The following is a 15,655-nucleotide window of genomic DNA, read 5'->3' as shown; positions in this document are numbered from 1 at the left end:
GTTTATTTAGTACCAAAAATCTTATCACCGGCGTCACCTAAGCCCGGGATAATATAACCGTTTTCATTCAGGCCCTGATCGACAGATGCCGTAAAGATTTTCACATCCGGGTGGGCAGAACGAATTTTCTCGATGCCTTCCGGCGCAGCCACCAAAACCAGGCAGCGAATTTCTTTGCAGCCCGCCTTTTTCAGCATTTCAATCGTTGCCAGCATAGAACCGCCGGTAGCCAGCATTGGGTCCAGAATCAGGGCAATACGCTCGTCGATATTGCTGACCAGTTTTTCAAAATAAGGCACTGGCTCAAGGGTTTCTTCATCACGATATAAACCCACCACGCTGACTTTGGCGTTCGGAATCATATCCAGAACGCCATCCATCATACCGATACCGGCACGAAGAATAGGAACGATGGTGATTTTCTTGCCTTTGATCTGCTGAACCGTAACCGGGCCATTCCAGCCATCAATGACAGTGTCTTCCATTTCCAGGTCTTTGGTCGCCTCATAAGTCAGTAAGCTGCCAACTTCACTGGCCAGGGTCCGGAAACCTTTGGTACTGATATCATGGGAACGCATGATGCCCAGCTTGTGTTGTACCAGTGGATGCTTGATTTCCTGAACGCTCATGGAAGACCTCAACGGTGGAAAATTGAAACTGAATAGAATCTGAATAAATTGGCTTAAGCTGCCTGCCGGGCAAATGGCCATTCGAAAGATTTCAATACCCATGAGAAATGAACATGGGTATGATTTTAAAACTCATCTGAATGTGATCAATCGCTATCCATCTGCGAACACAGCGTAAACTTTCTTATTTTCCCACAGCTTTATCCATCTGCCCATAGGTTTTTATCACCGTAAAGCTGTGACACCTTTCACTTGCCCAATGACTGTCGGATAAGGTATTTTTCTTGGTTTTCCGCAAATAACGATCAGGATTTCCCAACATGTCTGTTGATCTCGACCATATCCGGCAAGTGATGGATGAAGCCGACTGTCTCTACAACGAGCAGCAGATCGAAGCGGCGATTACCAACATGGGTACCGCCATTACCAGCAAACTGGCTGACAGCAACCCTCTGGTATTCTGTGTCATGAATGGCGGCCTGGTGATTACCGGTAAGCTGTTAACCCACTTGCAGTTCCCACTGGAAGCGTCTTATGTGCACGCTACCCGCTACCGCGACCAGCTGACCGGTGGCCGCCTTGAGTGGAAAGTTCGCCCGATTCAGTCGATTAAAGATCGCACCGTCCTGATCGTCGACGATATTCTCGATGAAGGTCACACTCTGGATGCCATTGCTGACTTCTGTAAGGAAGAAGGCGCTGCGGAAGTACTTACGGCCGTTCTGGTTGATAAGAACCATGATCGCAAAGCCCGCCCGGGGTTAACGGCAGACTTTACTGGCCTGGAAATTGAAGATCGTTATATCTTTGGTTATGGGCTGGATTATCAAGGTTACTGGCGGAATGCTAATGGCATTTATGCTCTGAAAGGTCACTGACCAATCATAAAAAACGCCGGATTTCGGCGTTTTTTTATTCCAGAAAACTAAAGCTTCAAACCCAATTACCGCCGTCCTTAATATGTAACTGTTTCTCAGCGAAAGTTTTCAACTGAGCAAGCTCGTGTGTATTCATTTTAAACTTCTCTACATTTGACCTCGACAGCTTGCCGTTATCGTAATATGCCGCCAGCTGTTCTAGCACATCTTTCAGCTCGCTTTCAGTCAATTTCTCCAGTTCTGCTTCCCATTTTGATACATCAAAACTGCGATCACTACTTAACTTTCGAAACAGCTCATCTACCTTTGCGTCAGAGACCATGGTATCTGCATCCACACTGACAGGCCCAGATACCCCCGCAAGTTTAGAATCACCAAGCGTTCCACTATTTAACTCCCAAAATTTGAGTGCCATTCTGTCGCCAGACTTGGCTGATGAACCTGACTCACTCCCAACATAACCAGAATCCCCAGAATCTACAGATGCGGATCGCGAGCGATAACTTTGCTGATTATTTTCCGACTCGAAGAACTTAAACTTTTGCCCTATGACCACATCAAGCATGTCCTCCACGTAATTATCATCTGTACTGTAGTTATCCTGTAAGTAGCTTTCAACTAAATCCAGTTCCTGAGAGTCAAGCCTTGAAACATCTTGTTTAAAAGCTTCAATAGTTTCATAACCATCAGTACTCTCTAATAAACCGATCACTACTGCAGCACCAGCGGGCATGGACTCATAAGAGATATCATCAGGTACTGATCCGGTTTCGGAAACCCTATCCGAAACGGACTCTTGAGTTCTGTGAAAAGCTTTTTCCAAATCAGGACGCTGCTGTTTTAACACTTCCTTATGTTTCACTTTGTCAGCTCTGTAATTTTTCTCCAATTCTTCAAGCGCCCTGTCTCTTTCATCTTTATAATCCCGTAGCGCTCCTGTCAACTCAGGACCATTTTGGAGCTTCCGCTCTATATTAGATATATATTCTTTCAGAGAATCTCGCATTATTTTCAATGAAGTGATTTCGCGAGTTACAGCAGCTATACTCTCATCAGCAATAGTCTTACTTTCTTCTTTTCCTCTGAACGACACCTCTTTTTCGTTGCTACTCATTGCTTTTTTAGCAAGCCATTTAGACGCTTTTCCCAGAGTTGTGCTCTGCTGACCCAAGTTCCTCTTAGCTTTATTCAGATTAGTTTTAACAGTTTCTAGCTTTATTTTATTAGCTTCAAGTTCTGCTTTAAGAGCTGCATGTTCAGTGTGCCGATCCTTACGCATAGTAGAGGCATTATTTTGCAACTCATGTTTCTTTTTGGAATAATTATCTTTTACTTCCTGCACACCGAGGTTGCGTTTAGCCTTAGCACCTTCCTTTAATACATTTCTTAACTCTTTCTGGCCTTCCCTACCGGCATTAACAATATTCTGTTTGAGTGAAGCAAGTTCTTTTTGAGTTTTTTCAATCTTTCCTCTTACCCCAATCAACTCGCTCTTATTCTCCGAATACTTTTTATATTCTTCACTTTCTTTCTGAATATTAAGAGCATACTCCACAGCTACACCGCTTCGAGTATCAAAAGTCCCACCTTTTATCTTATCTTTAATAATCCCTCTATCATTATCCAATTTATAAACTGTACTACCTGATACAAACGGATAACCCGATGCCACCTTATTTAAAAAACTCTTTAACCCCGGATATTGATCCTTAAAGCCAGCAATCTCAGATTTCAGAGTTTCTTTTCTGCCCTTAAGTTTATTTAAATCATTAACACCAGCATCATAAATATCTATATTCTGTGCTATATCGATTTTCTTAATATCACCCGCAACGCTTCGAAGCACCTCACTCTTAAACTCAGCATCAAGGGGAGCCCAGTTTTTTCTGGAAGATGATTTTAGGCTCGGAAGAATGGCGTCCAGGTGGAGCGCAACGACAATCCTCTTGAACAGCGAAGTGGATTTTGTTTTATTACTATCACCGGGGATAAATGTACTGCCGGGAGAATGTGATTTAACACCATTTTTGGCTGTTGTTTCTCCATTGTTTCCAACGTCAGAAACCTTAACTGGATTCGGTCCTTGCCCACCTACTTTACCAACCATAACTAACACCTCAAATCCTTTTGTTATTCATAGCTATATACTAGACACCTCAAATAAAGGCTGCCCATTAAGTCAGACCACTCAACTTACTCCTTTTAAAAAAAACACAAACAATTGTTATTACTTTATTTTTTCGCTGCGTCAAAAAAACGTCCTCTCACCCTATTTGGCTAATCTTTACCGAGACAACAAGGTGTACCTTATAAGCAAATCATTTAACTTAAGATAAAAATTGCCTATGGAATCTCTATACGATCTCCCACACCTAAGTAAAATACACCTTAGGAAAGAGTCATTAACAGACAGGCTAAATGATGAAAAAAGACAAGAAAAAGGTCATAGGCGAAGAGCTGAGCGATGATCGTTTAAAAATGCTGCTGACCCTGCAACCACCAAAAGGTGAAAGCCGTGATCATCATATCCTGCTGAGAGCTTACAGACACCTGAGAAGTGATGACTTCGCCCGGTTTGTGCCTTTTTTTCTTGAGGCGGGATTCGATCTGAGCGCCACAGATGATTCCGGTTCAACACTCAAAGCCATCATCTCAAAACACAGCAATGCACAGCCTTACCTTGAGGTTTTGAATCAAGCTAGCGCTGCGTGAACCAACAAAAAAGCGGCCTAAGAGTTTTGCTCCAAGGCCGCCTTAGCTTACCCCTGAACCGGCTCTGCAGTGATGGCTGTATTGCGAGAAGCCAAAACCCCCAGAACACCACCCAGCACACCCGGCATCAGCCATACCAGCCCTTCTGCCTGCAGTGGCAAATAAGCCAGCAACTGGTAGGCAGGATTAACAAACGCCACACCAGCCGCATGCAAACCTTCAATCAGGCTGATCAAACCAACCGGTGCCAAAACAAACAGCATTACCCTTCCTGGCATGGTCAGCAGCGGTTTCAGCAACGTCACCAGAATCAGGGCTATCGCGATTGGATAGATAATCAGCAGTGCTGGAATGGTAACGGTTAGCAACGTATTCAAACCGACATTGGCAATCAAGGCACTGGCCAGAGCACAAACCACCACCCAGCCCCGATAACTCAACGCAGGCATTACTCGAGAGAAATATTCTCCGCAGGCACTGAGCAAACCAACCGCTGTGGTCAAGCAAGCCAGAATCACCGTAATCGCCAATACCGCTTTGCCCCAAACACCAAATACCGCATTCACAAACAGACTGATGATCTCAGCACCGTTTTGAGGCTGTGCGATAAGAGAATGACTGGTAGAGCCAATATAACCCAACACCAGATAAACCAATGACAACCCAACCGCCGCAATCAAACCGGCAATAAAGGTATAGCGAGCCACTTGCTTCGATTCAGTCACACCTTTGCTATGAATCGCATTAATAATCACCACACCAAACACCAATGCGCCCAGTGTATCCATGGTCTGATAACCTTCCCGGAAACCATTAAAGAAGCCCTGCTGAATCATGGATTCTGTCGCGATACCCGCTTCCCCTTGAGGAAACATAAAGGCACCAATGGCAATCAGCGCCAGAACCGCTACCAGCATTGGCGTGATGAGTTTACCCACCGTTTCCAGCAGGCGGCCAGGAAATAACGCCAGATACAGCGCTACCGCAAAAAATCCGAGGGAGAATAACGCCAGAGACAGCCCGCTCGATTCACCAATAAACGGCAACAAGCCCAGTTCGTAGGAAACCACTGCAGTTCTTGGCGCAGCAAACAACGGGCCAATGGCAAGAAACAGCACTACCGCAAAAATAAGCGCCATTTTCTCAGGGAATACCGCGGTAAGTTTCTCCAGTCCGCCGCCAACTCTGGCACAAGCCAGAACACCCAGCAGAGGTAAGCCGACACCGGTCAGCAGAAAACCCATAATCGCCGACACTAACTCGGTTCCGGCCATGTAACCAAGAAAGGGCGGAAAGATAATATTACCCGCGCCAAGAAACAGCGCGAACGTCATCAAGCCTGTCGCCATGATGTCTGTAGTTTTTAAAGTCTGCGACAAAACCAGCCCCCTGAAGGTAATAGTGAGAAACAGAGCACATTTATTCCACAATCAGGAAGATTGACCAATGAGGGTTTTCCACTACAGCTCTGAAATAATTAGATTTTCTTATGTAAAAAAAGATATTTAGAGAATAAATACCAAGAAAGATGCATGTTTTTGTTTATTTCATCTATTTAAAGCAGAGGGCTCAGTAACTGCATCGTATTTTCCAGCAACTTAAGCCGAAAGGGTCGTTTAACCCAAGCCTTGATATTTACTTCCTCCGCACCATTCATATACGAGTGAAGCACGTCAAAAATAGCCTCACCAAAGACGCTGTCGTAGATAATCATCGTGACTTCGTAATTCAGCCAGACACTGCGCATATCGAGATTCACCGTGCCAAACAACGCAGTTTTGCGATCCACCAACACACATTTGGTATGGAGAAGGCCGCCTCGAAACTGCTGAATCCGAACCCCTGCCTGCAATAGTTCCTGATAATAGGAGCGACTGGCATGATGCACCATACGAGAATCATTTCGTTCCGGCACCAGAACCTGAACATCCACCCCTCGCATGGCCGCCGATTTCAGTGCGGTGAGCAGCGCATCATCGGGCACAAAGTAAGGTGTACTAATCAGAAGTTCTTCCTCACTTTCATAAATAGCCGTCAGCAGTATCTGATGCAGCATCTCCCGATCCACATCCGGGCCTGATGGCAATACGTGCAGGCAGGCACCTTTTCTAGCCTGATCCTTCTGAGAAGGGTATTCATACTCCCGGTTAAACGAGGGATGTTCTGCTCCGGTTTCCAAGGCTTTATCCCACTGCACAATAGCGCCCAGCACATGGGCAGCGACACCCTCGATTCTCACCATGGCATCAATCCATTGTCCAACCCGGGCATCTTGTTTGAACAACGAAGGGTCTACCAGATTAAAACTGCCAGTCCATGCTATTCGATCATCCACCACCAAAATTTTTCGGTGATTTCGAATATCGATTCGTTCCACCAACATACCCAAAGGCCCGACTGACATAGAAGCGGTCACACTGACACCTTCAACCCGGAAGCGCCGCGCCCACAACCCGTTGAGAAAACCACGACTGCCGACATTATCCAGCACCACCACGCAATCAATGCCACGGCGTGAAGCGCTGATCACCGCTTCTGCCACCTCTTTAGCGCGCCCCGTGGGTTCCCAAATATAAAATTCCAGAACCAGGCTATGCCTGGCGTTTTCAATATCCAGTAACAACTGATCAATGATCTCCCCATATTCGGAAAACAGCTTGAGCTGATTTCCCGGCAACAGGGGAATGCTGCTTTTTTCGGCCAGAGAGAAAATGGCATTGTGAGGAGAAACAGGCTGGCTGGCTGCCTTATTCACGGAAACAATTCGAGAAAGATGGTGGTACCACTGAGCGTAGCCGGGGTACAACGAACGCATGCGCTTCAAGCGCCGGGCACCCAGCCGGGGAGAGCCAAACAAAACATAGAGAACAAAGCCCGCAACTGGCAATGCGACCAGAAGCACCAGCCAGGCAAGAGATACCCCAACCGGCCGTCGTGTCATAATCACAACAACGGCAAACACGACAATGGCACTGAAATAGACTGCGCCAAACAACCAGCTAAACCAAGTGGGCTCCATATTTTTCAGCCTAAGCGACAACGGATGAATTAAAGATGTCGCTTAGTGCAGCAAATGTCCATAATTTTCCCAGAGCAGTTTTCCCGTCATCACCAGCGAAACCACCACAATCATCGGGCGAATCAACGTCTGACCACGACTCAACACCAATCTTGAGCCCAGTCGAGCACCAAGCACCTGCCCAAGCATCATCACCAAGCCAACGACCCACACAACCTGCCCTCCAATAATGAAAAACAGCAGCGACGCAACATTGCTGGTGCAATTCAACACTTTGGTATTGGCTGTGGCTTTAGTCATTGAGAATCCCAACAAACCCACAAAGGCCACGGTAAAAAATGAACCGGTGCCGGGTCCGAAGAAACCATCATAAAAACCAATACCCACAGCGGCAGTAAAAGAGAAAAGCGTCAGGGAAATCAACCCGTCCGATTGCTCCGCCCCCAGCTTTGGCGAAAACAGAAAGTACAACACGATACCAATAAGAAAAAAGGGAATCAGCTGCTCCAGAATGCCGGCATCAATCCGCTGCACCAAGACGGTACCCAACACACTGCCCACAAACGTCATGGCAATGGGCAAACGCAGATCTTTGAGATTGACCGCCTTGCGGGAGATAAAATAATAACTGGCAGAAAGCGTTCCGCCGGTACCCTGTAGTTTATTGGTTGCCAACGCCTGAACCGGTGATAAGCCCGCAGCCAACAAAGCCGGAACCGTAATCATCCCGCCTCCACCAGCAATAGCATCAACAAAACCGGCAGCCGTTGCCACGGCAAACAGAAAGACAACGAGGTCCAGAGTGATGGTCGCGTCCAAGGTGAGTCCCTGCAGAAATGAGAGCGGATAGTGAAGAGGGGGTACTATATAACAAAAACCGCTGACCATCTCCCAATAATCAGCGGCTTGCAAATCTGCTCGAGGTTAACCAACACCTAGCCTGTTGATGCCTCTGAATGATCATCCTGCTCAACCTTGTGGGTTTCTGCACAGCACTCCTGGTTCGGAATATCTGTTCATCATGGTTTATAACCCTGATGCTTCACCGTCACTTGTGGCGACAGAAATAGTATATAAAGAACTGGCTAGCAGATGATTGCGAGTTTATGGCAAATTTGAGCTTTTTGAGCAATAATATTCCAAGTAAATAATAATTTGTGAAATCTTAAACCATGAATCTCGATCGCTATGATATTCGAATACTCCAAGAGCTTCAGGCTGATGCCAGTATCAGCAATCAAGATCTGGCAGATCGCATTGGACTGACTCCCTCACCCTGCCTGCGGCGAGTCAGGCATCTCGAAGAACTGGGTTTGATTACCGGAAGAGTTACTCTATTAAACTCGGAGAAGCTTGGATTAAGCTTATTTGTTCTGATCCACATCAGCATGGACAGGCACACACCCGAACGATTTGCCGCATTTGAAAGCACCATTAATGATTACGACGAAGTCATTGAATGCCTGCTGATCACCGGACAGTCTGCTGACTACATGGTGAAGGTAATGGTGCCGGACATGAACTACTATCAGGATTTTTTGCTCAATAAAATCACCCGGATTGCCGGCGTTACCGGCGTACATTCCAGCTTTGTACTGCGACAGCCCATTCGCAAAACAGCACTGCCGTTAAACCATTTACATAAAAAATCACTCTGACAAAGATAGGCCGCCAAGATGCTGTTACGCCAAGATGCTGTTACACTGTCGTCCAACATAATAATAATCAGACGTACATAGTTGAGACATGGAAAAAAAAGCCACAGATCTTCGCCAACCTGCCAGCATCTGGCGCCTTGCCTCCCGTATCACCGCTCTGTTTGTCGCTTCCGCCATAATATTAACGTGGATCTTCGCTCCTCCCACCATCGAGCAGGGAATGAACCAAGTGGCACCTCACACTCCCTATAACATTTCAAAAGCAGCTGAAAAACTTCACCAGCAGTTAGTGATCGGCGATCTTCATGCAGACAGTCTGTTATGGAACCGGGACATCACCAAACGACACAACTATGGACACGTTGACCTGCCCAGACTCCGGGAAGGCAATGTGGCTATTCAGACCTTTGCAGCGGTGACCAAATCCCCAAGGGGTCAAAACTATAGCCGCAATGACAGCGACGCCATCGACAACATTACCTTACTCGCTTTTGCCCAAGCCTGGCCTGTCACCACATGGACCAGCTTATATCAACGAGCTGTTTATCAGGCAGAAAAGCTGGAAAAAATAGAACAAGCCCATCCAGACGAACTGAACATCATCCGTTACCAACAAGACCTTAAAGAGACGTTAAAAAACAGAGCTGGAGGCAGCCAGCAGGTAGCCGGACTGCTTGCCATTGAGGGCGCACATGCCCTGGAAGGTGATTTAGACAAGCTTCAGAAATTATACGACGCCGGTTATCGAATGATTGGTCTGCACCATTTTTTTGATAACCACCTTGGGGGCTCACTGCACGGCGTCAGCGGTTCTCGTCTGAGTTTATTTGGCCGACGGGCATTGGCAAAAATGGAGGAGATGGAGCTAATTGTTGATCTGGCACACTCCTCAGAATCGGTGGTGGATGAAGTGTTGAAGCTGGCCACACGACCCGTAGTGATTTCTCACACCGGCCTACTGGGCACCTGCGATTCACCCCGGAATATTTCGGATCATCTGATCAAGCGTGTAGCAGACAAAGGCGGCTTAATCGGCATTGGTTTTTGGGATGCGATTTGCGACATAACACCAGAAGGTATTGTCAAAACTTTACGCTACGCCATCGATCTGGCGGGGGAAGATCATATCGCATTGGGCTCCGATTTTGATGGCAGCACTCGCGTGAGTATCGACGCCTCAGAACTTGCAGTGTTGACTGACTTGATGATTAAACAGGGTTTTACGGAAACAGAAATCCGTAAAGTCATGGGCGGAAACCTTCAGGCCTTTCTGCTTAAACAGCTCCCAAAAAATCATTTTTGATGAACGTTATTCAAAATAAAATCAAACAAAAAACCAAAAAAAAAGCCTTCCTGAAATCTCAGAAAGGCTTTTAGAAAATGGCTGGGGTGGAGGGATTCGAACCCCCGCATGTCAGGATCAAAACCTGATGCCTTACCGCTTGGCGACACCCCAATTGCTTTTGATAAGCAAATAAAACCGGAATAATGGTAGCTAGGGGCAGATTCGAACTGCCGACCCCAGCATTATGAGTGCTGTGCTCTAACCAACTGAGCTACCTAGCCACAAACCGGATCGCTATTGTCATGATTCAACCATCATCTGTCAATCAGTAAGATCAACCTAATTTCATCACAACAATCAGAGATTTGGCTGGGGTGGAGGGATTCGAACCCCCGCATGTCAGGATCAAAACCTGATGCCTTACCGCTTGGCGACACCCCAGCTGAGAAGCGCTTTCGATGCTACTATAGGAAATAGCGTTTTCGCAACCATCTCATTTCACCCACCTCTTTATAACAAGAGTGCGAATAAAAAGAACATGGTAGCTAGGGGCAGATTCGAACTGCCGACCCCAGCATTATGAGTGCTGTGCTCTAACCAACTGAGCTACCTAGCCGTCGAAAGATGGTGCGCACTTTAGTGATTTCATCGAGAACTGTCAAGCAAATTGCTTATACCAATGTCGTTTTAAAATTGTGGAGTGAGCAAGTCATTGTGAGCGACTGGGCAATACCCTAAAGGGCATAAAGGCGAAGCGACGAGTCATAGCCTTTATGCCCTCGGGTAGTATCTATGGCGAGGAACTTCAACGCTGACCCAGTCGGTCGAAATGGCTGCGCAACCCATAATTTAAAAACAGAATTGGTATTATATAACCTTCACTTACACTCTCTTGGTATATAAACCCATCGCCTTCTATTCTGGAAACCGGCCAGAAACAGAAAAGGCACGGTAATTCGTGCCTTTTCTACAGAGACGAATCAGCTCTTAGACGTTAAACAGGAAGTGCATCACATCGCCATCTTTCACGATGTAAGCCTTGCCTTCCACTCTCAGTCGTCCTGCTTCTTTCGCACCCTGCTCACCATTGAACTGGATGAAATCATCATAGCCGGTGACTTCTGCACGAATAAAACCACGCTCGAAATCCGTATGGATCACGCCGGCAGCCTGAGGTGCGGTCGCGCCCACTTTTACGGTCCAGGCACGAACTTCTTTCACGCCAGCAGTAAAGTAGGTTTGTAAGCCAAGCAATTCGTAACCGGCACGAATCACACGATCCAGCCCCGGCTCTTCCATGCCCAGATCCGCCAGAAACTCCGCTCGCTCTTCATCGTCCAGCTCTGCGATTTCTGATTCCAGCTTATTGCAGATAGGCACAACAACAGCGCCTTCCTGCTCAGCAATGGCACGAACGGTGTCCAGGTACTCGTTATCTTCGAAACCATCTTCATCCACGTTAGCAATGTACATGGTTGGCTTAATGGTCAGCAGGTGAAACAAACGAACCAGTTTGCGCTCGTCATCACTCATCTCCAGAGAGCGAACAGGATTACCTTCTTCCAGGTGAGGGATCACTTTTTCCAGCAGCGCTTTCTGAGCAACCGCTTCTTTATCGCCACCTTTAGCAGAACGAACCACGCGCTGCAGCTGCTTTTCACAGCTTTCCAGATCCGCCAGAACCAGCTCCATATTGATGATTTCAATATCAGCCTTAGGGTCAATCTTATTGGCGACGTGAATCACATTATCGTTCACAAAACAGCGAACAACGTGGGCGATTGCGTCGGTTTCACGAATATTTGCCAGGAATTTGTTACCAAGACCTTCACCTTTAGAGGCACCTTCCACCAACCCGGCAATATCCACAAACTCCATGGTTGTGGGCAGCACGCGCTGCGGCTTGACGATGGCCGCCAGCTTATCCAGACGCGGATCGGGCATGGCCACAACACCCGCATTGGGTTCAATGGTGCAGAACGGGAAGTTTTCCGCATCAATACCTGCCTTGGTCAAGGCATTAAAAAGCGTGGATTTACCAACGTTTGGCAGTCCAACGATGCCGCATTTGAAGCCCATAGCGTTTCTGCTCGTTCCTGAAAATAGTTAATGGGTGCGAATTATAAAGACTGAGGGGAAAAATTTCAGATAATTTTATGATCACGCAGGAAATACACAATCAAAACAGCAAAGCTCCCGAAATCCGGGAGCCATTTTCATCAACCAAATGAGGGCAGTAAACCGGCCAGATCCAGCGAAGCAAATACAATAGCCGCAACGCCAAACAGCAATACCAAAGCCATTCTAAAGAGACCACCGGAAACCTGATACCCTTCTTCTCCGCGCTGACGCCCTACATACGCCATCACCACGGGCGAGATGATACAAAAGACCACCAAAACCAGCCCGGCAAAGCCAATCGCCGTAATAAACCCGTCCGGCAAAAACATACCCAGCACAGTAGGAGGTACAAACGTAATTGCAGCGGTCTTCAGTCGCCCCGTAAAACTGTTATCAAAGCCAAACAGATCCGCTATGTAGTCAAACAGGCAAAGGGACACACCAAGGAATGAGCTAGCCACCGCCATATTTGCGAACCACTGCAGGACGGTTGAAATACTGATATGCAGACCTGTCTCTGCAAGTGCCTCCAGCATACTCCCAATATTACCACCAGCGGCAATAATCGCCGGGAATGCATCTCTGGAAAGATTGCCAAAGAAACTGTACTGCCAAAGAGTGTAGAAAATCAGCGCCAACAGCGAGCCGGACAATAACGCTTTCTTCACCTTCGCGGCGTCCTTATCCAGATAACGGGTGATACTGGGTACGGCAGTTTGCATACCAAAACTGACGGTAAAGAAGCCAAGCGCCCCCATTGAATAAGGCACCACATCAAAGAAAGGCAAGTCCACCATCAAATAGTCGACTGATGCATTGCCAATCAGCCCACTAACGCTCCAGAGAAAGGTGATCAGCATCCCACCCATCAGCACTGTACTTACTCGGTCAACCGCCCGGGTACCCATCATCACAATGACAGAGAGGATCAAGGCAAACACAAAACTGGCTGCGGGCGGAGACAGCGAAACCCACTCCACCGACTCCAATGAGTAAGAAATAATCGAGCTACCACCGGAGATGTAGGCATAGGTCAGGATGTAACAAAGAAACGCTACTGAAGCTCCATTAATTACACGGCCCAGATTGCCAATGGTTCCCTGAGCGATAGTGTCGAAGCTGGCACCCAGAGGAAAACGCAGATTCGCCTCCAGAAGGTAAAGCGCAGCGCTGTACATGCAATACCAGGAGAACACCATAAACAACATGGAATAGCCAAACCAGAGGCCACTGGTGGCAACAGGAAGGGAAAACATACCCGCACCCACGGCGGTACCTGCGACGATTACAGCGCTGCCAAGCACTGTGCCTTTTTTTCCTTCAGCATGTTTACTGATAGAGCCGGTAGCGCTCTCAGTGACAATTGCTTGAGACATTATTATTCCTACAACTTAAGGGAATACATCTGCCGCTCTGAAGCCTTTACCTCCGCTTAGGTAATGACTTCAAATCCTACAGATATAGACACCAACCCTTCAGGTTGGTTCAATCATTACGGTTTCTGATGCTGACAGCGTCTTCAGATAATTCGAGCACCGAGTCACTTTGGTGATACTGACACCTATACGCTTGGCAATCTCCCTCTGAGACTCTTTTCCAGCGACAAGTGCCCGCATTATAGACAATCTGGATCCTATCGCTTCCCGTTCCTCCCGGGTCAGCAACACATGCATCACTTCATGAAGGGAATCAGCGCTCTGTTGATCACTCAACAGTTTGATTACCTGTAACCAAGGCTCAGCTCTCATGACTTGCTCAATCTCTAAAGACCACCGTACTTCTGCAACAGTACAGCAGTACATCATTTGCTAATATTCCGGTTTCTACTTAGTAAAGGTATTTGATTGCAAAAAATGATCGCAAAAAACAGAAATTATTATTTGTTCATTGCCTGCGAATTATTTCCTCAAAAAACTGTCAAAGCATTCAAGCTTGTTTGTGCAGCCAATCTTATATCAACGACAGATGTTGCGTATTACGAAGACCTACGAGCACTTTCGGACTCATTCAGACTCAAATGACCAACCACTTAACAACTCAGTGAACTCAGCAATGAAATATTTTTTCTTTATCCCCCTGCTACTAACAACCGTGTTGCATGCATTCGACACGAATCAAATACCGAGCACCGAAGCGCTGGCAATACCAACAAGCCATGACATTGAAACACTGGAACAAAGTAAAGAGTCCCCACCCATAGTGACGATTCACTTTGACCCCTCCGACTACAACACCTCCCAGCAGATCAGCTTGAATACAAAGGGTGTTTTTGTACAAGGCCGATATATTTTTGCCCCCGCCGAGGACGTTATCGCTACTCCCGGCCAGCTATACACCCTTCCCCATCTCCCCGCCAATTCAAAAGCGAGTTACTATTGTCACGACCAAGGACTAAAAACCATCAGCCATATTTCCATAACCCCTGAACCTGTAGCAGACGAATATACAGAACTCCGCTCTGAATTTAGACCTATCACTATTCTGCGAACCTACAACGAGCGCAACTTTAATGGCACCTCCACTCTCGATGCATTGCTATGCCATAAAATAGTCAGCGGTATCATCAACCCGTTACCAAGCATCTCAGTAATCTCACTTAGCCCGCGTGCCATAAAAACACTGCCAGCCGGCATGCCAACAGCCAAACTGAGAACCACTCATCAGGACGCCTTTCAGGCACCACCAGACTCATCTTTCCTTCAATTCAAAAATGGCATCAGAATTCAAACGCCACTCTACGATTATGATGATTCCTATATACAAGAACTTCAGACTTACTTGATAAATAACGCTGACTCTAACAATACGACTCAACCAGCAGCAAAACGGGCAATCGCTTCCCTGTCCCAAACTGGCGACCTATTTACACTAAACGCCATTATCAACAATGGAGAACTGATCACAGAGTTTCCGTCTGCCATCAACCTCCCCTCATACCAAAGCAGACACCCGCTTAAAAGCGCACTCTGGAAAGCATCCAGCCCTTTTACTGGCACTGTCATGCACACCGTTGGTATTGACCACCTGCCCGGCGTCGTCGCAGCAGGGTCGAGCCTTTTATTTGCTACCGAGTCATTAACTCTAGGCGCGTTACTTGCCTATGGCGTCACCATGTTCACAGATGCCGTCACGGTTACCGAACTCTTAGCTGCCGGAACCACCCTGTTTTTTGTTCACGGACTCTATCGCTGGGGAACTTCTGAATACTGAAAACAATCCATAATTCCTTACTACTATATATATGACCCTATATACCCAAAGAATTTCAAGTTGCTCCGCGGCGGCAAACGAGTGAACCCCATAAGCCTACAACGAGTAAGTGATTGGGGGTGAACGAGCACCCAAGGGCATAA

Annotated in this window: 13 protein-coding genes and 4 tRNA genes; 5 read left to right on the top strand and 12 right to left on the bottom strand. The window is 47.0% G+C overall.

The features are described from left to right. Positions 1-2 precede the first annotated feature (2 nt). Positions 3-629 (bottom strand): uracil phosphoribosyltransferase, encoded by a 627-nt coding sequence (gene upp / locus Q1B11_RS07405; RefSeq protein ID WP_067519679.1) that lies wholly within the window; start codon positions 627-629, stop codon positions 3-5. A 320-nt stretch (positions 630-949) separates the two neighbouring features. On the opposite strand from upp, the gene Q1B11_RS07400 reads away from it, so the two are divergent. Beyond that, positions 950-1,507: a hypoxanthine-guanine phosphoribosyltransferase gene (locus Q1B11_RS07400; RefSeq protein ID WP_299729935.1), complete on the top strand. Its 558-nt coding sequence runs from the start codon at positions 950-952 to the stop codon at positions 1,505-1,507. A 55-nt stretch (positions 1,508-1,562) separates the two neighbouring features. On the opposite strand, the gene Q1B11_RS07395 is transcribed toward Q1B11_RS07400, so the two are convergent. Next, complete coding sequence (locus tag Q1B11_RS07395; RefSeq protein WP_299729932.1) at positions 1,563-3,614, bottom strand: hypothetical protein; 2,052 nt, start codon at positions 3,612-3,614, stop codon at positions 1,563-1,565. A 311-nt stretch (positions 3,615-3,925) separates the two neighbouring features. Here Q1B11_RS07395 and Q1B11_RS07390 point away from each other — a divergent pair, with 311 nt between their 5' ends. Beyond that, entirely contained in the window at positions 3,926-4,219 is a 294-nt protein-coding gene (locus Q1B11_RS07390) for a PA4642 family protein (protein ID WP_299729928.1), read from the top strand. Between the two features lie 47 nt (positions 4,220-4,266). Here Q1B11_RS07390 and brnQ read toward each other — a convergent pair whose 3' ends face one another. From brnQ to Q1B11_RS07375, 3 genes are all read right to left on the bottom strand, one after another. Then, positions 4,267-5,598 (bottom strand): branched-chain amino acid transport system II carrier protein, encoded by a 1,332-nt coding sequence (gene brnQ / locus Q1B11_RS07385; RefSeq protein WP_299729925.1) that lies wholly within the window; start codon positions 5,596-5,598, stop codon positions 4,267-4,269. Between the two features lie 176 nt (positions 5,599-5,774). Further along, positions 5,775-7,238 (bottom strand): cardiolipin synthase, encoded by a 1,464-nt coding sequence (gene cls / locus Q1B11_RS07380; protein ID WP_299729922.1) that lies wholly within the window; start codon positions 7,236-7,238, stop codon positions 5,775-5,777. 42 nt (positions 7,239-7,280) lie between these two features. Further along, positions 7,281-8,057, bottom strand: a complete 777-nt coding sequence (locus Q1B11_RS07375) for a TSUP family transporter (RefSeq protein ID WP_299729919.1) — start codon at positions 8,055-8,057, stop codon at positions 7,281-7,283. Between the two features lie 353 nt (positions 8,058-8,410). On the opposite strand from Q1B11_RS07375, the gene Q1B11_RS07370 reads away from it, so the two are divergent. Both Q1B11_RS07370 and Q1B11_RS07365 read left to right on the top strand, forming a co-directional pair. After that, positions 8,411-8,896 (top strand): Lrp/AsnC family transcriptional regulator, encoded by a 486-nt coding sequence (locus Q1B11_RS07370; RefSeq protein ID WP_299729916.1) that lies wholly within the window; start codon positions 8,411-8,413, stop codon positions 8,894-8,896. Between the two features lie 88 nt (positions 8,897-8,984). Then, positions 8,985-10,199 carry a membrane dipeptidase gene (locus Q1B11_RS07365; RefSeq protein WP_299729913.1) on the top strand — a complete coding sequence of 405 codons (1,215 nt, stop codon included), beginning with the start codon at positions 8,985-8,987 and terminating at the stop codon, positions 10,197-10,199. A gap of 78 nt (positions 10,200-10,277) precedes the next feature. Here Q1B11_RS07365 and Q1B11_RS07360 read toward each other — a convergent pair. The 7 genes from Q1B11_RS07360 to trpR form a co-directional block, all read right to left on the bottom strand. Then, positions 10,278-10,352 (bottom strand) — tRNA-Gln (locus tag Q1B11_RS07360). 33 nt (positions 10,353-10,385) lie between these two features. Continuing rightward, positions 10,386-10,462 (bottom strand) — tRNA-Met (locus Q1B11_RS07355). Between the two features lie 85 nt (positions 10,463-10,547). Further along, positions 10,548-10,622: transfer RNA gene (locus Q1B11_RS07350), tRNA-Gln, on the bottom strand. 98 nt (positions 10,623-10,720) lie between these two features. Then, positions 10,721-10,797: transfer RNA gene (locus tag Q1B11_RS07345), tRNA-Met, on the bottom strand. Positions 10,798-11,168: 371 nt separating this feature from the next. Continuing rightward, entirely contained in the window at positions 11,169-12,260 is a 1,092-nt protein-coding gene (ychF, locus tag Q1B11_RS07340) for a redox-regulated ATPase YchF (protein WP_299729910.1), read from the bottom strand. 140 nt (positions 12,261-12,400) lie between these two features. Further along, the gene (locus tag Q1B11_RS07335) at positions 12,401-13,678 is read right to left on the bottom strand and encodes an aromatic amino acid transport family protein (protein WP_299729907.1); all 1,278 of its coding nucleotides are present in this window, start codon (positions 13,676-13,678) and stop codon (positions 12,401-12,403) included. Positions 13,679-13,777: 99 nt separating this feature from the next. Further along, positions 13,778-14,107: a trp operon repressor gene (gene trpR, locus Q1B11_RS07330; protein ID WP_299729904.1), complete on the bottom strand. Its 330-nt coding sequence runs from the start codon at positions 14,105-14,107 to the stop codon at positions 13,778-13,780. A gap of 247 nt (positions 14,108-14,354) precedes the next feature. On the opposite strand from trpR, the gene Q1B11_RS07325 reads away from it, so the two are divergent. After that, positions 14,355-15,512 carry a hypothetical protein gene (locus tag Q1B11_RS07325; protein ID WP_299729901.1) on the top strand — a complete coding sequence of 386 codons (1,158 nt, stop codon included), beginning with the start codon at positions 14,355-14,357 and terminating at the stop codon, positions 15,510-15,512. The last annotated feature ends 143 nt before the right edge of the window (positions 15,513-15,655 follow it).

The organism is uncultured Endozoicomonas sp. (genome assembly GCF_947495845.1).
Classification (GTDB): domain Bacteria; phylum Pseudomonadota; class Gammaproteobacteria; order Pseudomonadales; family Endozoicomonadaceae; genus Endozoicomonas.
This window is presented reverse-complemented; position numbering and strand designations above follow the sequence as displayed.